This window comes from Lyngbya confervoides BDU141951, assembly GCF_000817775.3.
GTDB lineage: Bacteria > Cyanobacteriota > Cyanobacteriia > Thermosynechococcales > Thermosynechococcaceae > Lyngbya > Lyngbya confervoides.
Genome location: NZ_JTHE03000079.1, coordinates 183,313 through 203,584, shown reverse-complemented (window position 1 = coordinate 203,584; position 20,272 = coordinate 183,313). Strand labels below are relative to the sequence as shown.

Genomic DNA, 20,272 nt, shown 5'->3' with positions numbered 1-20,272 from the left:
GCCCCCCCTAGGGTGAATCCATGCCCTTGGCGGGCAAGATCGTGGCTTGAGTTCATTGTGAGGCAGGAAGAAACATTTCATGATTCAGGGGATTATTGCTCTTGGGGCAGGCGCGCTTGTTCTGCTCGGGTGGATTGGTCTGGAAATTCCGTATCGGCGGCATCGGGGCAACACCCTGGAGGTGCCGCCTGGGGAATGGAGATTGACACGGCAAGATCCAGACCACTATCAACTGGTGGGAATACAAACCTTCCGAAACCCCCTGGATGATTTGGAGGTCATGATTCCAGAACTCAAGCCAGAGATTCAGCTGTTGTCTAAGGCTTCGGTGCGTGGTATCACCCCGGAAATCACCGTCACTCCCCAACACCCGGATGAACCCGCTCGCCAGGACGACTACTGGTTCGCCTATATTGTCAAGCGGAAAAAGCAAACCCAGATTAAAGTCACCCTGGATCTGCGAGGGTCTAACCTGGAAGCGCTCAAAGCCATTTGGGTCAAGCTGCACTATATTTCCTACGGTCCCAGGGGGCGCTTATCTAAAACCCAGCACGCGGTTATTCCCCTGCAGTTTCCTGACCCCCAGGCCATGCCTGCCTGGAAGTCCACCCCCAAGGCGGACATTTTGCCCATTCCCACTCACCTCCTGAACCCTCTCGATGACTACGTGGAAATTGTGCAGCGCTACGTGGTCCCCCACGCCCAACCAGGCGACATTGTTGCCATTGGAGAAACTCCCATTGCCATCATGCAGGGGCGCTGGCGCCATCCTAGCGAGATTCAGCCCGGATGGGTTGCGACCCACCTTTGCTATTTCTTTATGCCCACCTCCAGTCTGGCCACAGCCTGCGGTATGCAAGCCCTGGTGGATATTGTGGGACCTGGCCGCGTCCTGCTGGCATTTCTGCTGGGATCGGTTGCCAAGATTTTCCGCATTCCTGGCATGTTTTATCGCCTGGCCGGAGAGCAGGCCCGTCTAATTGACGATGTTACGGGAACCCTGCCGCCCTTTGACCAATTTATCGTCCTGGGTCCGGATCAGCCGGATCAGGTGGTGGATCAGATTCAAACTGCCACAAAACTGGGGGCGGCCATCGTGGATGTGAATGACTTGAAGCGAGTGAAAACCCTGGCGGCCTCCTCAGATGTTTCCTTGAACATTTTAGAATCCGCCCTGCGCGATAATCCCGCAGGCAATGGCGATGAGCAAACCCCGGTGGTGCTGATCCGCCCCAAACGTCCCTCAAACTGAACCCAAACTGGCCCCCTCCCCCCGGCGCGATCGCCCCTGGAGGAGACCAGTGCTTGCACCGCCCGGATTGATGCAATCAGCGGAAATCCGGGCAGGGAAACGTTCTCAATTCCCTCCAGAGGCCGCCGAAAGTCTGTTATGATTTGTAATCAAGTATATACAAACCTTAGTTTGCCTTAGCACTGTGAATCAATGAGTAAAATCTTTAATTCCAGCAAAAATGGAGGGTTATCACAAATCTAGACTGGCAAACCCCTATAAACCTGTTTCCTACCCGAAAGGATTAAAGGATCGCTACAAGCTTATTTTCAAAAAACGATTAATAAAAGTGTTGGGGCAAAATTAGTGAGCAGTAAGAGTAAAATTCTAATTGTCGATGATGAACCCATGATTCGCCGGATTCTCTCGACACGCTTAACTATGGCTGGCTATGATGTGGTCTTGGCAACGGATGGTGAGGAAGCCTTAACAGTCTTTAAGCAAGAGTCCCCAGATTTGGTGGTTTTGGATGTGATGATGCCCAAGCTTAACGGGCTAGAGGTTTGTCAAGAACTTCGGAAAATCACGGATATTCCCATTGTGATGCTGACGGCCCTGGGGGATGTGGCAGACCGCATTACTGGCCTTCAGCTTGGGGCCGATGACTACCTGCCCAAGCCCTTTTCTCCTAAAGAACTCGAAGAGCGCATCAATGCCATTCTGCGGCGCTTTAAAAAGCCAGGAGTGCCCCATCCCGCCAGTCAAGATGACGTACCGGGTATTCTCCAAGCGGGTCCTCTGCGCATTGAGGTCTACAAGCGCCAAGTTTTCCTCAAGGGCAAGCGCATTAGCCTGACGGGAATGGAATTTGATCTGCTGGAGCTGCTGGCTAGCAATGCTGGCAAAACCGTGTCTCGCGCCGATATCTTACAGAAGGTGTGGGGCTATAGTCCCCGGCATTATGCGGACATGCGGGTGGTGGATGTGCATGTTTCCCGGTTGCGCTCCAAGATTGGCGATAACCCCAAAAACCCTGAATATATTCACACCGACTGGGGGACGGGATACTTCTTCCAGGGCACCTCAAGCACCTCCTCCCAGGTTGCCAGTGCTTGATAGGATTGCCTGGCGAACTTGAGTTAACTGATCCCAATACCAATCGGGTGGTAAAAATAGAGCGCAGCTAATAAATTTCAGGTTGTCAATATTTTCAGGAAACAGGGGTTGATAGCCGGAGTTGATCAACTTTTGCGGATCTCCCCAGGTGTGGACCACGTAGTTAGGAAGGGTGCTGGGCACCTCCACTGTCTGCAGTTTCGGAGCAAGGGGAGGGGGCAAAATGGCTTCCATGTGGGCAATCATCTCCTTCACGGAGAGGGGCTTGCCCTGACCAATGTTGTAAACCAGGTCGGAAATATCCTGTAGATGGGGCGACGGCACGGGCAGGGTAAGCAGGTGCAGCATGGCCCGGGCAACGTCCGGTGCAAAGATGAGGTCGCGGGTCTGCTCACCGGGATCAAAGTGATCGGGTTGTCCCCACACCTCAAAGGGGGTTTGATCCAGGGCATGCCAGAGTAGCTGGGTGTAGAGATTGGCAAATTTACCCTTGTGGGCCTCGGTTACCCCATAGACTGAGAAAAATCGGCAAATTTGCAGCTGAAGTCCCCGATCCAGGCTTTGCTGAATGGCCATGTCCTCCATCATCAGTTTGCACAGCTCATAGAGCGATCCGGGCCAAACGCGCTGATCCTCACGGGAGGGGCGCTGTTTACAGAGGCTGCTCGTGGAGGCAAAGACCAGACGAATGTTCTCCGCCACGCACCAGTCTAACAGGGTGGCCCAGGTCTCCAGCTCACTCAACACGTCTGCTAAACCCGTAAAGTGGGGGGCGCTGGATCGCCCGCCCACAAATAGCAGCAGATCGGGACGATGGGGAGGATTGAGGGCATAATCCCGGTGCGATCGCACCACCAGACCCTCGCGGCAGGGCGGCGGCAGATTATCCCGTCGTCCCAGGCTCAGATTGTCGTTGAGATCGATCTGTTCAAGGTCAATCCCCAGTTCATAGAGCTTCGCCACCAGGTGAGACCCCACCTGACCTGCAGCACCCATGATGCAGATTCGCGAGGACAGCAGCGATCGCAGACGAGGAGCCAGGGGATCGGCGGTGGCCTTTTGACGGTACCAGGCCCCAATATCAGCGGGATTCAGGCCCAAATCAGCCGGGTGAGAGGAGGTCATAACAAACTTTAAAGCGATTACCGGAGGTTGACCGGGATAATGGGAACCAGACTGGATCGCTCAGCGGCCGTCCCGAGGGGTGCGCACCACGCGATCATGGCGGGGGGCATCCGGTTCAGGCGGAGGAAAAGCGAGAAGGAGAGTCTCATGGCATGGTTCAAGCACAGACCCTGGCCTCTCAGTTTAGCGCTGCTGCTGGTGATTGGATCCGGTGATCCCGTCGAGGCCAATCGGCTCACCAGCTGGAACTACGATGGCCAGCGCAAAATTTTGAGCGTCCATGCAGACGAAGAGTTTAGTCCCCAGGTTCGCTTGATTGGATCGCCAACGCGGCTCATTGTTGATCTTCCGGGGATCAAGCTTGGACGGCTGAAAACGAAACGCCCCGTGAGTTTGCACCATGTCAAGGAAGTGCGCAGCGGCCAGTTTAATAGCCAAACGACGCGACTTGTGGTGGAACTGAACAGCGGCTACGGGTTAGATCCAAAGCAGATTCAGGTGAGGGCCACCACGCGCCAGAAATGGTCCATTCAGCTGCCTGGCCCCGAACCGCAGAAATATTTGCCCGATCGCCCCGTTGATGTCGCAGTGCCCCGCGTGCTGCCTAATTTTATGAGCGGTGGCACCATTGGAGGGGTGCTCAAGGCCGGCGATGAAATGCGCTGGCTCACCCAGCGCTTGGCGGCCCTGCACAGCCAGTATGCCGTGGTTGATCCCAGCGTGTTTGTTTTAAATCTCAACAATGGGGACTATGCCGATCTCCAGGGCGGTGCGCCCTTTCCTGCCGCCAGCGTCATCAAGCTACCGATTTTGATTGCCTACCTGCAGGATCTTGATGCGGGCAAAGTGAGCCTGGATGAAACACTGGTGATGCGGCCCGAACTGGTGGCCTCCGGGTCCGGCTATATGCAAGACTTGCCGGACTGGAGTCGATTCTCGGCTCGCTACACCCTCACCCAGATGATTGAAACCAGCGACAACACGGCCACCAATATGATTATTCACCGACTGGGAGGGCCAGCCTACCTGAATCGGCGCTTCCAAAGCTGGGGCCTGAAAGATACCCAAATTCGCAACTGGTTGCCGGACCTGTCCGGCACCAATACGGTGAGTTCCCACGATCTGGCCACAGTCCTGACGAAGGTGGTTAAGGGAAATCTATTGTCGTCCCAGGGTCGGCAGCGAGCCCTCTACATTTTGAAGCTGACCCAGACGCGATCGCTTTTGGTGCCGGGGATTGGCCGGGGAGCCAGCATTGCCCATAAAACCGGGGATATTGGCTTTGCCCTTGGCGATGCCGGCATTGTGTTTATGCCGGGGGGACAAGACTACGTCATCTCCGTCCTACTGCGGCGGCCCTATAACGATCCCCGCGGGCGCGACTATGTGCAGCGGGTGTCGAAAACGGTCTATGCCTACTTCAAGGGGCTGAACCGCTAGCGGATCGCCTTTGGGGAGATCTCCCGGTCCGGCCTAATCTTCGCAGGGGTCCTCCTTGGCGGAGAGGGAGGCCTGGCCAGGATCGATTAAGCTCAGGATCACGCCCGCCAGAGGGATGGCTAAAAACAGTCCAAATAGCCCGGCGATGCGCGCCCCGACTAACAAGGCCAGGAACACCACCACCGGACTCATTTGCAAAGACTGTTGCATGACCCGCGGCATCAGCATATTTTCTTCAATTTGCTGGAGCACAATGCAAGAGACGAGGACCTGGCCAGCTTTCCAGGGTCCCTGGGGAAGCAGAATCAGGGAGATTAGCGTAATGCCCAGCGTGGCCCCAATCCCAGGAATTAAATCAAACACCCCGGCAATTAAGGCCAGCAGTAGGGGCTGGGGAATCTTCAGCACAACAAACACAATAAAGCTGGTGCCAGTTAAAAACAGCGCCAGCAGAAAGCGCCCCAGAAAAAAGCCCAGGAAATTTCGCTCCAGGGAGGCCGCCAGGCGATCGCGGTGGGCTACTGGCACAAAACGCCGCGCAGTAGCCCAAAAATTCTCGTAGTCCAGGAGCATAAAGAAGGAAATTACTAGAATGAGCACCAGACCCACCACATTACTAAAAATTTCTGTGATTAAGGTAAAGCCCGAACCCAATTGGCTCAGCACCTGATTGCGAAACCCCTCTTCAATGCCATCGATATTCAGCGTAATTCCGCGAGCCTTAAAGAACAGCTCGGCCTGCATTGCCAGATCCGTGAGGGCGTTGAAAAATTCAGTTACCCGGTTCACAAAGGCCGGTCCCTGGGCCACCACCGCAAACACCACCGTCACTAAAATTCCCAATAGCAGGATGACCCCCACCCAGAAAACCAGCAGCGCCGCCACCGGACGAGGCACAAACCGCTGGAGCCAGCGCGTCGGATAGTTGAGCAAGAACGAGAGAATTGAGGCGCAGACAAAGATGATAACGACGGTTTGCAAATAATTGAGGAGTAAAATTAAGGCCCATCCAGAGGCAAAAAACAGCAAAAATCGCAGCAGGATCGAGTTATCCAGGCGCTTGAGCAAATCAAAGAAGGGTTGGGACATGGTGGACACAAACCGTTGCGGTCAAGCCGGAAAAATCAGTTTTCCTGAGGCTTGGAGTTACACAGATGCAGCATCATCCTAGCCAAAGCCACCTTTGGACCTGGACGGTCTCTTGTTTCTAGACTGCTTGGAGGCAGCGGGTGCCCCCACCTTTGCCACGGCGCGCTGAAACAATTCATGCAGATGCAGTGGGACGCTGGCCGTTTCAGGCAGCTGGGGCCTCAGATCATCCCAAGATTGGGCCAGTAAAGACGCCAAATCTCGATGCAGCTCAAACTGCGGCTGATTGAGGCCCCGCCGCAAAAACTGCTCCAGGGCCTCGGGCCTCGCTTCGGCCAGCTGCTGCCAAACAAAGGGCTTAAAGTTGGGATCGCTTAGGTAAGCCTGGGCCAGGGTCTGAAGCTGGTCCGGTGGAGTTTGGTCGATCTGCGCCAGGGTCTGGCACAGGGCCTGATAGTTCTCTAGAAACACCTGGCCGCCCCGAGCATCGGTGATCACGGTCACCTGGGGAGCATGGCGCAGCGATGGGGGCAGTTCCAGGGTGGGGCGCATCATCTGGGCCAGCGATCGCTCCGAGATCAGTCGCTCGCTAGCCTGAGCATCCAGGCCCAGGGCCGCAAGCCGGGAGGTCACTTCATGCGTCGATTGCCCCGCCTCCGCCGACAGATCCTGCAGGGTTTTAGATCCGTCCAGCCCGCTGGCGTCGATCTGCTGCTGGGCTAAATGGGCTTGAAAGTCCTCCAGCTGACGATGCAGTTGGGCACCCGAGAGCGTCACCACGGGTCCGCCAAAAAAGTCCATGAAACTCTGGTGGCTGCGCTCCACCGAGGCCCAAGCCGCCGCGAGTAAATCCGGGGCATCCCCGTACAGGAACTCACCGTGGTTCTGGCGAAAACTCCCGATGACCACAGCCAGCTTCGCCTCGCCCAGCTTACCCAGACGCAGCTGTGGCCCTGTGAACATCCAAAGGGTGGAGTCCAGGGGGACCAGATGACCTTGAATCACTTCCCCCACCTGCAGCGGCCTAGCCGGGCTCTGGGCGGGGAAGACCCCCAGGGCATATCGCTTTGCGGTCAGCCAGTTCATCACCTCAAAGGTGAGATTATTCCTTTGATCCATGACCTGAAACAGCCCTAAAAATCCCTGCTGCCAGGATTGAATTTGCGATCGCGCCTGGGCTGATAGCTCTGCATGCTGGCTCAGGTACCAGTCTAGGGGAGATTGCCCGTCGATACGGCCTGCGGTTAAAAACTGATCCAGGACAAATTCGGTGCGATCGCTGCCCTTGTAGGCAGACTGGGAGAGCTGAGCCATTTTCTGGGCGCTGTAGGTTTCCAGGGCAACGGCTGCGGTCCCCTCCGCCTCTAAAAGGGCATCAAGGACCTGCTGCCGCAGATGGCCAGCTTGGGCCAGGGATTCCGTCAAAGACATACTGGGTGTCACTCCTGTAGAGGGTTGCTGCAATGGACACAATCCATCACCGCACCGATGGCGGCTGGTGATAACCGCATCCCTCCCAGCCTAACGATAATTTTGGCAGGGGTTTTGCGCATAATGAGTTCAATTCACCCAGTTTAAGATCTCGCATATGGCCCGTACCCCCAACGCATTTGCTGTCCACCTGATCCTGGAGGGAGGACACCGTGAAGAAGTTCGATTTGCCACAATTCAGGAGTTTCAGCAGTGGTACAGCAATGAAATTGTGCCGCGGTCGGATTCCCAAGAGTTTATTAACGTTCCCTTGAAAACTATCCAGGGAGAGTATATGGTGGTGCGGCCTTCAAAAATTGTTGCAATTCGCGTGGAACCGGTCTTCACTTCTAGCGTCGACCGTTTCTGATGGCGCAAAATCGTGAGGTGTCCGCTTGAGTGTTTGGCTGAAATCCGCTGCTGTTCTAGTCTGTAGTTTAAACCTGGCTGTAGGAGGGGCCATCCAGGTGCAGGCCGCGCCTTTGAGACAGACAACCGTCCGTCCTTGGTCCACCGATCAGCTGGTGGATACGCAGCTGTGGACCTATGCCTCAGGATCGCGCGGGGACTACAAAACCCTCCTGCGATCCATTGACCATAGCCTGAGGTATTTGGGCACCGACTCCGCCGTTAAAGCCTATCAAAACTATGCGCTCCCCGACTTCACGCGCGATCGCGTCATCCGCAGTCTGCGTCGCTTTCGAGAACTGGTGCGCCTGGCCAAAACGCCTCAGGACCTAGCCCAGAGGGTACAACAAGAATTTGTACTCTACGAATCCGTGGGTAAGGATGGTCAGGGGAGAGTGGAGTTTACCGCCTATTTTGAGCCCACCTATTCCGCCAGCCGTATTCGCACCTCAACCTATCGCTATCCCCTCTACCGCGCCCCCCGCGATCTATCTTCCTGGCCCCAGCCCCATCCCACCCGAGCCACGCTAGAGGGGAAGGACGGTCTGGGGGGAAAACTGCGCGGAAATGAGTTGGTCTGGCTCAAGGATCGCTTGGAAGCCTATCTTGTCCAGGTGCAGGGATCGGCTCGTCTGCAGCTCACCGATGGCAGCACCATGAGCATTGGGTTTGACGGCAAAACAAACTACGACTACGTCAGTCTTGGCAAAGAGCTCATTCAAGATGGGCGATTTAAGGCCGATGAGCTGAGTTTGCCGAAGCTGATTCAATATTTTACAGAGAATCCCCAACAGCTGGATAGCTACATTCCGCGCAATAACCGATTTATCTTTTTCAGAGAAACCAACGGGGCACCGGCCACAGGCAGCCTGGGCGTTCCGGTCAGTGCCGAACGATCCATCGCCACCGACAAATCCCTCATGCCGCCGGGGGCCTTAGCCCTGGTGCAAACCAAGCTACCGGTTTATACTGCCCCAGGCCAAATTGAGTTTCAACCCATTAGCCGCTTTGTTCTGGACCAAGACACGGGCAGCGCCATCAAGGGACCGGGGCGGGTAGATATTTTCATGGGAACAGGCGAACCAGCTCGCACCCGCGCAGGACTGGTAAATCATGTTGGGAAACTCTACTACCTGCTGTTGAAACAGTAGCCAGCCGGGCTGTTTGAAGACTGCCCGGATCCGGGGGGAGGCATGCTCACCCCCGGCAAAGACCGTTAAGCTTATAGGTAAGCTCTACTGCTGTTGTTGCGCCTTGTGCCCATGGTTTCGATTGCCCGCAAAAATTTGTTTTTCGACCTGCCGCGGTTCATTGTAGCCCAAGCCGGAATCATGTTTGCCGTGGGGCTGGTCACCATCCAAACCGGGATCTACAACGGATTTACACGCTCCTCTACGATCCTCATTGATCACGCGGAGGCGGATCTGTGGATGGCCCATGAAGACATGCGACACCTGGATCTCACCTTACCCATTCCCTATCGATGGGCTACCGAAGCCAAAACCGTGGAAGGGGTTGCAGAGGCAGAGGCCTTAGTGAGCCGAGGATCCATCTGGCGCTACGCCTTTGGAGAACTCTCCGTGATTCGGATTATCGGCCTGGATCCGCAAGGGGATCTGTTTAATCCCCAACCTCTAGTGGCAGGCCAGCTATCCGATCTCGACCAGCCCTACACCATCACCGTTGATGCGTTAGACCAAGAATCCCTAGATGTGAGCGGCATTAACCATACGGCGGAAATTGGATCCTACCGCGCCAGGGTGGTGGGGATTACCGACGGGGTTCGCTCCATTGTCTCCAATCCCTTTGTCTTTACATCCCTGGAAAATGCCAACGCCTTCAACTCTCCCATCGCCCCCGCCTCAGACAGTCCCGATCCTCCCCCGCCCCTTTCTAGCGAGAGCGAAATTAGCTTTGTCTTAATTCGGGCAACGTCAGATACTTCCCTTGCGGCGCTCAAGCAGCGCTTAATGAACACCTTCCCCGGTAGTCGGGTGGTGACTCAGGCCGAGCTGGCCCAAATTACCCAGGACTACTGGCGCAATAGCACCGGTGTCGGCTACATTCTCGGCCTAGGAGCGGTGGTGGGGGTGATTGTGGGGACCGTGGTGGTGGGGCAAATCCTCTACTCCTCCGTTGCAGACCACATTCGGGAGTTTGGCACCCTCAAGGCCATGGGATCCTCAGACTGGTTTATTTACCGGGTCATTTTAGAACAGGCGCTGTGGATGGCGGTGCTGGGGTATATCCCCGGTATGCTATTGAGTATGGGCGTAGGGTCCTGGACCCTCAATGCCCAAGCGATTCAGATTCTCATTAATCCGGTCACAGCAGCTGCGGTTTTTGTGGTGACGGTGGTGATGTGCAGCGGGGCTGCGATTTTTGCCATTCAAAAAGTGACGCGTCTCGATCCTGCTATTGTGTTCAAGTCCTAGGGATTCCCCCTGAGCTGCCACGTCTTCATGTTTTTGTCTAAGTTAAATCCGGCATTTATCTCCCAACCTGTGTTGAATCCCGTTCAGGAGCGTCCAACCCATGCCATTGTGGCGGAGAAGGTGTCCATGACCTACCGGAACGGAGATCTGGTGTTTCAGGCGCTGACGGAGATTGACTTAAAGATTCGCAGTGGAGACATTCATCTTTTGATGGGACCTTCGGGGTCCGGCAAAACCACGCTTTTGTCCATTCTGGGAGGCATTCTGACGCCCACGGCCGGTCACGTCAGGCTGTTGGGCGTGGAGATCACTCGTCTGTCTCGGCGGCGCTTGGCGGAGTTTCGGATTCAAAATATTGGCTTTATCTTCCAGGGATTTAACCTGTTTCCAGCGCTAACTGCCGTGGAGAATATTGAAGTGGCCCTTAATCTGAAGGGACTCAAGGGGCGGCAGGCCCAAGATCAGGCCCGATACATGCTCAACCAGGTGGGACTCGACGATAAGCGCCATAGCCTACCCCAGGATTTGTCTGGGGGACAGAAGCAGCGCGTGGCGATCGCCCGCGCCCTGGCCGGAAAGCCGCCGCTGATTATGGCGGACGAACCCACCGCAGCCCTCGACTCGCGGCGGGGACGAACCATTTTAGAGCTGCTGCGCGCCCTGGCTAAGGAGGAGGGCTGCACGGTACTCATGGTCACCCACGATGCCCGGATCATGGATTTAGCGGATCGGGTCTTGTATCTCGAAGACGGGAGGATTCCCCAACAGCCCCCCCAGGGAGTGGATATGAACGAGGCGCAGCCATAGCATAGGGGATTGAACCATGAAATGTTTTGTAACCGGGGGCACCGGATTTGTCGGGGCTAATTTAATTCGATTGCTGGTGAGTCAGGGATACACCGTTAAGGCGCTGGTGCGTCCCCATAGCTGTTTGGACAACCTGACGGGATTGGAGGTGGAAACGGTGACGGCCACCCTCAATGATGAGGCGCTGGCGCAACAGCTGCGCGGCTGTCAGGTGCTTTTTCATGTGGCTGCCCACTACAGCCTTTGGCGACGCGATGGCGAGGCGCTTTATCAGTCCAACGTGTTGGGAACGCGCAATATCTTGGCGGCCGCTCGCGCCGCCGGCATTGAGCGCACGGTTTACACCAGCTCCGTGGCGGCCATTGGGGTGCCAGCGGATGGTCATATTGCTGACGAAACCTATCAAAGCCCCCCAGAGAAGCTGATTGGAGCCTATAAAAAATCAAAATACTGGGCTGAGCAGGAAGCCCACAAAGCCAGTGATCAGGGTCAGGATATCGTCATTGTTAATCCCAGTACGCCCATTGGCCCCTGGGATATCAAGCCCACCCCCACGGGCGAAATTATTCTCCGGTTTTTGCGTCGTCAGATGCCCGCCTATTTAGATACAGGCCTGAATCTCATTGATGTGCGAGATGTGGCCCAGGGGCATCTTCAAGCTCTGCATCGGGGAAAGACGGGCCATCGCTATATCCTGGGCAATCAAAATCTGAGCCTTCAGGACATTCTCCACATCCTGGCCGACCTGACTGGCCTGCCAGCGCCACGCTATGCCGTTCCCTTCTGGATTCCCCTGATCGCAGCCTGGATCGATGAATATGTGCTGGCGGCCCTGGGCAAATCGCCTACGGTTCCGGTGTCTGGGGTACAGATGGCCCGTCAAAATATGTTTTACTGTTCGGATCGGGCCATCCAAACCCTGGGACTGCCTCAAACCCCCATTCGACAGGCCCTGGCAGATGCCGTGACTTGGTTTCAAACCCATGGATATGTTCCCGCCTCAGGCCCGACGAAGGGGATCGGTGCCTAAGGCCAGCAGGACCGCCTTGCCGGAATTTCTTGTTTCATTTGAAAAAAATCATCAATCTGATCCCAAACTAAAGATCAATTTTTGTCCCTATTCACAACAATCTTCCTCTGCATTGAGTCCTCCAATCCCCCAGATTATTTAGATAAAATACAAAACAATCTCATCAGCCAGGGTCTTTTCCCTCTTAAGAGGGTCTACCTTGATCCCAGGCCGGAAAAGACTTTACAGGAAAGGACTTTAAAAGAGATTTCCGCTATTTTTTCACTGTGCAACATTCGGAAGCCGACCCGATAAACCCTTCCGAATCGCAATCTTGGTCGCTGTCAGGGTTGGGAGCAAGGGGAGAGGGCTGAAATTGAGCGGTTTGCTACAGCACTGCCAAATTAGTGTTCTGACAGTTACTCGATCCGCCGGGGAACAATGAACACAGTCAAAGTTCCGGCGACCGGGGGGCGCTCAATGAATAGAGTTGTGGAGGGAGTGGACAGGGTTTTAAGGGGCGTCCGCAATTGCAAGGTCTCTGGGATCGCTCATCCTTCCAGGGCCAGTCAGACCCCGATGCCCTGCCTTTCCTGCGTCCAGGTCATTCATGGCCCAAGTCGGCGATCCGATCAACTTCAGGGGAGAGACGACTGGCCGGGCGTCCAAAGGCGGTCACAGGGATTGGCCTTGGCCCAGAAAGAGGGATGTAAACGCACGTTCTCTCCCTCTGCCCAACCGGATTCTCCAGAGTGCCATGGACTGAAGATGCGATCAACCCACAGAGGCTCAGCCCTGGTGCAAGCTGAGCTTGTCTGCTCTGCCTGTGCACAGCTGCGGCACTCAAACTGCAGCACTCAAACTGCAGCACTCAAACAGAATGCCTGGATGACGGACAATCAGGCGCTTTGCCGCGGACGTTGCTCATCTTAAGTTCCCAGTGCTCATGAAGTCCGGTTCTAGATCCCTACAAACGCAACCCATCACCGGCGTTCAACATTATTGAAATCTCCCTTTAGAGAAATTCTGAGTCCTATGCCTCCTTCCTACGCAGCATTAATTCTTATTGTGGATGATAACCCCACAAATCTAGAGGTAATGTCCGAAACGCTGAGCGATGCAGGATATGAAGTGGCGATCGCCACCAGTGGGAAACGAGCCATCCAGCAGGTCCAGCGCCGTCAACCCGACCTCATGCTCCTGGACGTGATGATGCCGGGCTGCGATGGGTTTCAGACCTGTCAGATCATTCGTCAAGATCTGGGACTGAAAAACATTCCCATTATCTTTATGACGGCCCTTGCGGATACTGGCAGCAAAATTAAGGGCCTTGAGCTAGGTGCTGTGGACTATATTGCCAAACCCTTTCATGAGCAGGAGGTCTTGGCTCGGGTAAATGTGCATTTGCAGCTCAAGCAAACGGAACAGAAGCTGCGCCGCAGTGAAGCTCGACTCGAAAGTATCTTAAACTCCCTGGAGGAAGTGGTCTGGTCGGTTACCGTGGATCCCCTCCAGTTTCTTTACATTAATCCCGCCATTGAACCCATCTCAGGCTACCCAGCGGCGCACTTTATGGCCAATCCCCAGCTTTGGTTCAACATGGTTCATCCTGAGGACCGATGTACAGTCCAGCAAGCCTTCGAGTCCTTGACCCAAACTCCGGCCATTGAGCTGGAATATCGCATTCTTACGCAACAGGGATCCACGCGCTGGCTCCGGGTGAGGGCTCAGCATATTCACGACCACACCCTAGAGGAGGCCGCCCGCGAGAAACCTAATCAGCTAAGGATCGATGGGATTCTCTACGACGTCAGCGATCGCAAGGAGATCGAAACCCAGCTCATCCATGAAGCCCACCACGATAGTTTAACCGGCCTGATCAATCGAAATTGCTTTATCGACACCCTCACCCAGCGGCTAGTGCAGAGCCGCATTGAACCGGGTTCAAGCTTTGCCGTTCTGTTTATTGACCTCGATCGCTTTAAAAGCATTAACGATAGCCTGGGCCATCATCTGGGCGATCAGCTACTTCAGAAAGTTGCCGAACGCCTGCAGCAGTCCCTTCGTCCAGCAGATATCATTGCCCGACTAGGGGGAGATGAATTTACAGTCTTACTGGATCGGGTCAACCATACCAACGATGCCATTAGCGTGGCGGAACGCATTAATCAACGATTGGCGATCCCCTTTCAGATTGAGGGACAGCTGCTCTTTACCACCGCCAGCATTGGCATTGTCATGGCCACGCCCCACTATGCCTGCGCGGAGGAATTGCTCAGAGATGCGGATATTGCCATGTATCAATCCAAAAAGCGAGGCAAAGCCAGCTGGCAACTATTTGACCCGTCCATGTATGAAAGTTCGCTGCGTCAGCTAGAACTGGAGCGGGACCTGCGACTGTCCCTAGAGAATCAGGACTTTTCTCTCTATTATCAGCCGATTATCCACCTTGAAACCGGTCGTTTCCTTGGATTTGAGGCTTTAGTCCGCTGGATACATCCCCGCCGAGGGTTTGTCTCCCCCGCAGAATTTATCCCCATTGCGGAGGAAAGTGGCCTGATTGAACCGTTGGGAGATCAAATTCTGTGGACCGCTTGTCGACAAATCAAGCAGTGGCTGACGCAATTTCCTCACCTCGTGGACCTCTCAGTGAGCGTTAATCTCTCTAGTAAGCAACTGCAAAACGCGAAATTTGTTGAAACTCTCGATCGCGCCCTGACCACCACCGGGATTTCCGGGCAGTATCTGAAGTTGGAAATCACCGAAAGCATTTTAATGGGAAATCACGAGTCGCTTACCTCCCTGTTTCGGTCTTTGCTTAAGCGCCAAGTCACCCTCAGCTTGGATGACTTTGGGACCGGCTATTCATCCTTGAGCTATTTGCATCGCTTTCCCCTCAATGAGATAAAAATTGACCGTTCCTTTATTAACCGGATTGAGACAGACCAGCAGAGCCGCGAAATTGTAAAAATCATTACCACCCTGGCCAAAACCTTGAACATGACCACTGTTGCCGAAGGGGTCGAAACTCTAGAGCAAGCGGAATATCTCAGGTCTATGGCCTGCGACATGGTGCAAGGCTACTACTTTTCCCAGCCGCTCCCCGAAGCCGAGGCAACCGCCTGGATTATGAATCATGCTGCAACCCTGACCATCATGGCCTAGGGCTGGATAGCAGGGGCTGGTTTCGCTTTGACGCCTCATGGAGAAAACCCCTGAGGCCAAGGGGTATCCAGTTCCAGCAGAAACAGTATTGAAAAAATCTGTAGGTTCTGGGGGTCCAGGCAAGGTTGCAGGCATGATGAAGGAACCAGATTCACAGGATGCGTTTGATGAGCCAAGGGGCAATGCTGCAAAACTTCAACTGGCAACAGTTGCAAAATGGCTCTGATATTCGCGGAGTTGCCCTAGAGGGAATCGTGGCGGAACCGGTCACCCTCACCCCCGCTATCGTCCGGCGAATTGGTCAGGCCTTTGTACAGTGGTTAAGCCAGCAAACCCACCAAGATCCTCGATCCATGACCTTGGCCCTGGGCCGCGATAGTCGACTTTCGGGACCTGTACTCCTAGAGGCGATCGCCCAGGGGATGACGCAGATGGGCTGTAACGTCGTGGATGTGGGTCTGGCGTCAACCCCGGCCATGTTTATGAGTACCCTTTCCTCAGGACTCCAGGTGGACGGGGCAATCATGCTCACCGCCAGTCACCTGCCCTTTAACCGCAACGGCTGCAAGTTCTTCACCGCAGTGGGCGGTCTTGGAAAGGCAGACATCAGCGCTATATTAACCTACGCCGCAGCCGGAGAGTTTAGCCAGGCTGCCACTCCAGGTCAGGTGCGATCAGATCCCTTTCTGGAAACCTACGCCGCTGGACTGGTGCAACTGATTCGAGAGGGGGTGCGCCACCCCCAGGATTGGGATCGGCCGCTCCAGGGACTGCATATTGTGGTAGATGCCGGGAATGGATCGGGCGGATTTTTCGTTCGCCACGTTTTAGAGCCCCTCGGCGCGCGGACGGAGGGCAGCCAGTTCCTAGATCCCGATGGCCACTTTCCCCACCATAGTCCTAACCCGGAAGACCCCGCGGCGATCGCGACCCTGTGCGCGGCGGTGACGGAGCAGCAGGCGGATTTTGGCATCATCTTTGATACGGATGTGGACCGGGCCGCCGCCGTGGATGCCCAGGGGCGAGAGATTAACCGCAATCGCCTCATTGCCCTGATCGCGGCAATCGTCTTGCGCGAACATCCCGGATCTACGGTGGTCACTGATTCCATCACCTCCGAAGGGCTCACCTCCTTTATTGAAGAAACGCTCCAGGGTCGGCATCACCGCTATAAACGGGGGTATAAAAATGTAATTAATGAGGCGCAGCGCCTGAATGAAGCGGGGCAAGAGTGCTGGCTGGCCATCGAAACCTCAGGCCATGGGGCGCTGCGCGAAAATTATTTTCTCGACGATGGCGCCTATTTAGTCAGCAAGCTCCTCATTGAGCTCGCGCAAGGCCAGCTGACCGGACAGTCGCTGACCGCTTTGATTGAGGATCTGCAAGAACCGGCGGAAAGTCAGGAACTGCGGCTGAAAATTCAGGCCGCAGATTTTCAGGCCTATGGCAATGAGGTCATGGAACGGCTGACCGCGTTCTGCGCCGCACAAGCGGATTGGCAGGTGGTTCCTGACAACTACGAAGGCGTGCGGATTCGATGCGCTGCGCCGCAGGAAGCCGGGTGGTTTTTACTGCGGCTTTCTCTCCATGATCCGGTGCTGCCCTTAAACATAGAATCCAATTGTGCGGGAGGAATCGACCTGATTTGCCAGCGCCTGCGGCCTTTTTTCCAGCAGTTTAGCGCCTTAGATCTGTCTGCCTTCGAAGGAACTCCCCAGGAAGCCTAGAGGTGCATGGGCGCACGACGGGTTTGGGGCGATCCCTGTTGAGGCCGAGCCCTTAAGGATTACACACCGGACAAGATCCAGGATCGGCCAAGGCTGGCCCTTGGGGGGGAGTTCGGGTCACTTGATGATCACACCTCTGACAGCCCAACACTTCGTGCAGGGGTAGGGAGGTTGGGGTGCTGCACCATTGACAGGGTAATCCAGCAATAATTTCAATCACGGAAAAGCCCGGTGTGTTGCACACCGGACAGGTTTGCTGGAGTTTTTGAATCAACTGTTCAGTGGCCTGGTGAATCACCTGCATGCGACTGGGATTGTGCATGGCCCGCATATCGGTTTCAATGTGCACCTGCCCCGTGGGGGCCATGGCCTTCATTCTGGCAAACACTTGCTTCAAAACATCCCAAGATTGAATTCCCTTTACCCTGGCAGCGTCGGGGTGGGCACTGCTGCTCAACACTAGGCCATGGCTGGGAAACAGCACCTGATCCGCAAAGGCAACCGCCTCATCCAAGGTGGCAACCTGCCTCTGGGCATAATTCGTGTCCAGGGAGATCTGCGTGGCATGGACTTCAAAGCCATGGTGCAGATCGAGCAAAAGCACCAGTTCTGAATTTGCCGCTACCCAGGGCAATTGCGGGTGGGGTCCAAAACTGCCTTCGCTGGCGATCGCTAAGGTTTCTCCCGTGATCTCCAGGGCCGCCCTTGCCTTAGCGCGAGCGGCGTCCAGTTGTGACCCTTGTCGCTCAATCTCACGGGTGAAGGTGCCCAATGTATCGGTATTGAACCTGGGGGGAACCACCGTGGAGCACCCTAAGGCCTCGGTTAACAGGGGAGTGATCACCGCCTCCTTTTGATGCATGGTTGCAATGACAGCCTGACGATTTTGAAACCAAAGCGGTTGCCCCACCAATGTTGCTTACTCCTCCCGTCCCGAGGCACGGTAATGAATGGCCGTTTGACCCAGGGGGTCCAGTACTTTACCGCATTCTACCGTGGCATAGACCAGCCAGCGATCGCCACATTGGACGCGCTGCTCCGTGCGACATTCCAGATAAGCCAAGGCCTCTTGCAGCACCAGTCCCTCCTGCGCAGTATAGGCCGTGGCTATCTCGGATTGGCTAGGATCACTCACCCGCGCCCGAGCAAAGTGACGTCGGACGTTTTTGCCCTCTTGCAATAGATTCAGCACGAAGGCGGATCCGGGCTGCGCCACATCCTCTAAGCCCTGCTGGTGGGCGATCGCCAGCATAATCCCCGGAGGAGAGAAGGAGGCCTGGGAAACCCAAGAGGTGATCAAACTCCGATAGCCTTCTGGGGTGGCGTAGGTGATCACGCACAGCGATCCAATCACGCGTCCCATGGCTTGGGCCGTGCGATCCACCTGAGCCGTCACAAGCGGACGGACCACGCTGCGGGGCTTTTTACTCTTGAGCAAGGCCTTGGCAAAGGTGTCCCCCACTTGGCGACAGGTGTCTAAATCCTCGCGCGTTGGACTAAAGCGAATCCGTAGGGGTTTAAAGCCAAACTTAAAGCTGGCATCCTTAAGCTTGGCCGCAAGGAAATCCACCGCTTCGCCGCTCCAGCCGTAGGATCCAAAGACCCCAACTAGCTTCCGTTTGGCAGAGGAGGCCAGAATGATGCCCAGGGCTGTTTGAATTTGAACCGGTGCGTGCCCACCTAAGGTTGGCGATCCCATAATGATTCCATCTGCCTCCTCCAGAATTGCAGGAAGTTCAAGGGGGTCAATGGCTTCACAATTAATCAACTGCACTTGAACGCCCGATTGCACTAACCCCTGGGCGATGGCCTGGGCCATGGTTGCGGTATTCCCGTAGGCAGAGGCATAGAGCAAGGCAACACTCAGGTTTTTTTGTTGCTGCTGCGCACACCATTGCCAATATTCTGGGGTGAGACGGCTCAAGCTGTAGCGAATGAGCGGACCATGGCCAGGGGCGTAAATCCGGGCAGGGTAGTCCGCAATCCGGGCAAGAGCCGCCTCGGTTTGCTTGGACTGCGGGGCAAAGAGACAATCAAAATAGTGCTGTCGGTCAGGCTGTAGCCGTTTCCATTGAGTATCCCACAGCTCATCGCCACACAGATGTGCCCCAAACAGCTTATCCGTAAATAGAACCTTGGTGTGGGTATCAAAGCTACAGAGCGCATCCGCCCACCGGGGAGTGGGAACAAAGGAAAATTGCAAGGCTCTCGGCCCTTCGCCTGACCCTTGGCCATCGTGACTGAGGGGCAGAGAATCTCCGCCGCGCACCACCTGAATCTGCTGTCCAAATTCGGGCATCGCCTGCTGGATCGCGATGGCTGCTGGTTTTGAGCAGATTAGCTGTGCCTTGGGGGTGAGGGGGAGCAACTGATGCAGCGTGGCAATCCGATTGGGATTCACATGCTGCACAATAATGGCGTCGATGGCATGGGGGGCAACGGTTTGCCGCAGGGCCTCCAGGAATAAATCGGTAAAGGAGGCCCCCGGAGGGTCGATCAAGACCGTTTTATCCGATCGAATCAGGTAGGCATTGGCGGTTGTTCCTTGCTGTCGGGCATATTCCACTTCAAATTTGAGGGGCTCCCAGGTTCGCGATCGCAGCACCCAGGTTTGAGGGGCAATTTCTTCCACTTGCACATCGCGCGGGCGAGTGGTCAAGGTTGAGCAGACAAGATTGGTTTGCATGGTGGGAGGCTGGGTAAAAGACGGCAGTTTAAATGCGAGAGGAGAGAGGGACCTTGGGCGACCGATGCTCAGAGGCCAATTCACTTAAGCGACGTTGGGAGATACTTTCCTCGGGATCAATCCCTTCGAAGGTGGGGGGCAACCAGACTCGTACCACCAAGATCAAAGCCAGTGAGAGGAGGAAGACGCAGGTGGCTAAGACCTGTACCCAGGGCATTTCGAGAACCCCATGGACCATGACCTCCCGCAAGACCGAGACAATCGAGACTTCCACGGTAACGCCAATGGACACGCGCTTTTCTCGCAGATAAATAATCAGGAGCCGAAACAGCTCCACCAAAATGAGCAGAAACAGGATATCAGCGGTTACAACTTGCAGCTTTAGGGGAGGCAACAGCGACATAAACATTGCCTTGAGCTGCAAAACCATAAAGCTAAATAAACCAATGCACAGACAGATCACGATCAAATCCTGAATCAGTTCGAGGGAATTCACGAGATGTGTGCGACTCATCCAACCCAGGACGTTGGGACGGGAAGCTTCAAGGTGATTCATGGGATTGA

Annotated in this window: 16 protein-coding genes; 10 read left to right on the top strand and 6 right to left on the bottom strand. The window is 55.3% G+C overall.

Translation table 11 applies throughout. The annotated features are described in order from the left end of the window. The first annotated feature begins 79 nt into the window (after positions 1 to 79). Both QQ91_RS14030 and rpaB read left to right on the top strand, forming a co-directional pair. Positions 80 to 1,252 carry a F420-0:Gamma-glutamyl ligase gene (locus QQ91_RS14030; RefSeq protein ID WP_166275616.1) on the top strand — a complete coding sequence of 391 codons (1,173 nt, stop codon included), beginning with the start codon at positions 80 to 82 and terminating at the stop codon, positions 1,250 to 1,252. 345 nt (positions 1,253 to 1,597) lie between these two features. After that, on the top strand, positions 1,598 to 2,347 hold the full coding sequence (gene rpaB / locus QQ91_RS14025) for a response regulator transcription factor RpaB (RefSeq protein WP_349306868.1): 750 nt from the start codon (positions 1,598 to 1,600) through the stop codon (positions 2,345 to 2,347). On the opposite strand, the gene QQ91_RS14020 is transcribed toward rpaB, so the two are convergent. Next, positions 2,315 to 3,472, bottom strand: coding sequence for an NAD-dependent epimerase/dehydratase family protein (locus QQ91_RS14020; RefSeq protein ID WP_166275614.1), 1,158 nt, complete (start codon positions 3,470 to 3,472; stop codon positions 2,315 to 2,317). The genes rpaB and QQ91_RS14020 overlap by 33 nt on opposite strands. 147 nt (positions 3,473 to 3,619) lie before the next feature. On the opposite strand from QQ91_RS14020, the gene QQ91_RS14015 reads away from it, so the two are divergent. Then, on the top strand, positions 3,620 to 4,912 hold the full coding sequence (locus tag QQ91_RS14015; protein ID WP_166275612.1) for a serine hydrolase: 1,293 nt from the start codon (positions 3,620 to 3,622) through the stop codon (positions 4,910 to 4,912). A gap of 33 nt (positions 4,913 to 4,945) precedes the next feature. Here the strand turns inward: QQ91_RS14015 and QQ91_RS14010 are convergent, their stop codons facing one another. Both QQ91_RS14010 and QQ91_RS14005 read right to left on the bottom strand, forming a co-directional pair. Continuing rightward, the gene (locus tag QQ91_RS14010) at positions 4,946 to 6,001 is read right to left on the bottom strand and encodes an AI-2E family transporter (protein WP_166275610.1); all 1,056 of its coding nucleotides are present in this window, start codon (positions 5,999 to 6,001) and stop codon (positions 4,946 to 4,948) included. A 78-nt stretch (positions 6,002 to 6,079) separates the two neighbouring features. Beyond that, positions 6,080 to 7,432 carry a hypothetical protein gene (locus tag QQ91_RS14005; protein WP_166275608.1) on the bottom strand — a complete coding sequence of 451 codons (1,353 nt, stop codon included), beginning with the start codon at positions 7,430 to 7,432 and terminating at the stop codon, positions 6,080 to 6,082. 157 nt (positions 7,433 to 7,589) lie between these two features. Between QQ91_RS14005 and QQ91_RS14000 the strand changes: the two genes are divergently transcribed. From QQ91_RS14000 to QQ91_RS13970, 7 genes are all read left to right on the top strand, one after another. Then, a complete protein-coding gene (locus QQ91_RS14000) occupies positions 7,590 to 7,841 on the top strand; it encodes a hypothetical protein (RefSeq protein WP_166275606.1) in 252 nt (83 codons plus the stop codon). 25 nt (positions 7,842 to 7,866) lie between these two features. Beyond that, the gene (mltA, locus tag QQ91_RS13995; protein WP_236095894.1) at positions 7,867 to 9,030 is read left to right on the top strand and encodes a murein transglycosylase A; all 1,164 of its coding nucleotides are present in this window, start codon (positions 7,867 to 7,869) and stop codon (positions 9,028 to 9,030) included. 111 nt (positions 9,031 to 9,141) lie between these two features. Then, positions 9,142 to 10,314: an ABC transporter permease gene (locus QQ91_RS13990; protein WP_166275604.1), complete on the top strand. Its 1,173-nt coding sequence runs from the start codon at positions 9,142 to 9,144 to the stop codon at positions 10,312 to 10,314. Between the two features lie 27 nt (positions 10,315 to 10,341). Beyond that, a complete protein-coding gene (locus QQ91_RS13985) occupies positions 10,342 to 11,121 on the top strand; it encodes an ATP-binding cassette domain-containing protein (RefSeq protein WP_166275602.1) in 780 nt (259 codons plus the stop codon). A 16-nt stretch (positions 11,122 to 11,137) separates the two neighbouring features. Next, positions 11,138 to 12,151, top strand: a complete 1,014-nt coding sequence (gene hpnA, locus QQ91_RS13980; RefSeq protein ID WP_166275600.1) for a hopanoid-associated sugar epimerase — start codon at positions 11,138 to 11,140, stop codon at positions 12,149 to 12,151. A gap of 1,014 nt (positions 12,152 to 13,165) precedes the next feature. Continuing rightward, positions 13,166 to 15,295, top strand: a complete 2,130-nt coding sequence (locus QQ91_RS13975; protein WP_166275598.1) for a two-component system response regulator — start codon at positions 13,166 to 13,168, stop codon at positions 15,293 to 15,295. A 167-nt stretch (positions 15,296 to 15,462) separates the two neighbouring features. Beyond that, entirely contained in the window at positions 15,463 to 17,022 is a 1,560-nt protein-coding gene (locus QQ91_RS13970; protein ID WP_166275596.1) for a phosphomannomutase/phosphoglucomutase, read from the top strand. A gap of 52 nt (positions 17,023 to 17,074) precedes the next feature. On the opposite strand, the gene QQ91_RS13965 is transcribed toward QQ91_RS13970, so the two are convergent. The 3 genes from QQ91_RS13965 to QQ91_RS13955 are packed head-to-tail and all read right to left on the bottom strand — an operon-like array spanning position 17,075 to position 20,264. After that, positions 17,075 to 17,932, bottom strand: coding sequence for a DUF6671 family protein (locus QQ91_RS13965; protein WP_201277115.1), 858 nt, complete (start codon positions 17,930 to 17,932; stop codon positions 17,075 to 17,077). A gap of 9 nt (positions 17,933 to 17,941) precedes the next feature. After that, on the bottom strand, positions 17,942 to 19,708 hold the full coding sequence (locus tag QQ91_RS13960) for a diflavin flavoprotein (RefSeq protein WP_166275594.1): 1,767 nt from the start codon (positions 19,706 to 19,708) through the stop codon (positions 17,942 to 17,944). A gap of 28 nt (positions 19,709 to 19,736) precedes the next feature. Further along, entirely contained in the window at positions 19,737 to 20,264 is a 528-nt protein-coding gene (locus QQ91_RS13955) for a phosphate-starvation-inducible PsiE family protein (RefSeq protein ID WP_166275592.1), read from the bottom strand. Positions 20,265 to 20,272: the final 8 nt, after the last annotated feature.

Bases quoted from the DNA above. Each gene is read 5' to 3' on its own strand.
- QQ91_RS14030 (WP_166275616.1), top strand. From the start codon at position 80: ATGATTCAGGGGATTATTGCTCTTGGGGCAGGCGCGCTTGTTCTGCTC.
- QQ91_RS14020 (WP_166275614.1), bottom strand. From the start codon at position 3,472: ATGACCTCCTCTCACCCGGCTGATTTGGGCCTGAATCCCGCTGATATT.
- QQ91_RS14015 (WP_166275612.1), top strand. From the start codon at position 3,620: ATGGCATGGTTCAAGCACAGACCCTGGCCTCTCAGTTTAGCGCTGCTG.
- QQ91_RS14010 (WP_166275610.1), bottom strand. From the start codon at position 6,001: ATGTCCCAACCCTTCTTTGATTTGCTCAAGCGCCTGGATAACTCGATC.
- QQ91_RS14005 (WP_166275608.1), bottom strand. From the start codon at position 7,432: ATGTCTTTGACGGAATCCCTGGCCCAAGCTGGCCATCTGCGGCAGCAG.
- QQ91_RS14000 (WP_166275606.1), top strand. From the start codon at position 7,590: ATGGCCCGTACCCCCAACGCATTTGCTGTCCACCTGATCCTGGAGGGA.
- QQ91_RS13990 (WP_166275604.1), top strand. From the start codon at position 9,142: ATGGTTTCGATTGCCCGCAAAAATTTGTTTTTCGACCTGCCGCGGTTC.
- QQ91_RS13985 (WP_166275602.1), top strand. From the start codon at position 10,342: ATGTTTTTGTCTAAGTTAAATCCGGCATTTATCTCCCAACCTGTGTTG.
- hpnA (WP_166275600.1), top strand. From the start codon at position 11,138: ATGAAATGTTTTGTAACCGGGGGCACCGGATTTGTCGGGGCTAATTTA.
- QQ91_RS13975 (WP_166275598.1), top strand. From the start codon at position 13,166: ATGCCTCCTTCCTACGCAGCATTAATTCTTATTGTGGATGATAACCCC.
- QQ91_RS13970 (WP_166275596.1), top strand. From the start codon at position 15,463: ATGAGCCAAGGGGCAATGCTGCAAAACTTCAACTGGCAACAGTTGCAA.
- QQ91_RS13960 (WP_166275594.1), bottom strand. From the start codon at position 19,708: ATGCAAACCAATCTTGTCTGCTCAACCTTGACCACTCGCCCGCGCGAT.
- QQ91_RS13955 (WP_166275592.1), bottom strand. From the start codon at position 20,264: ATGAATCACCTTGAAGCTTCCCGTCCCAACGTCCTGGGTTGGATGAGT.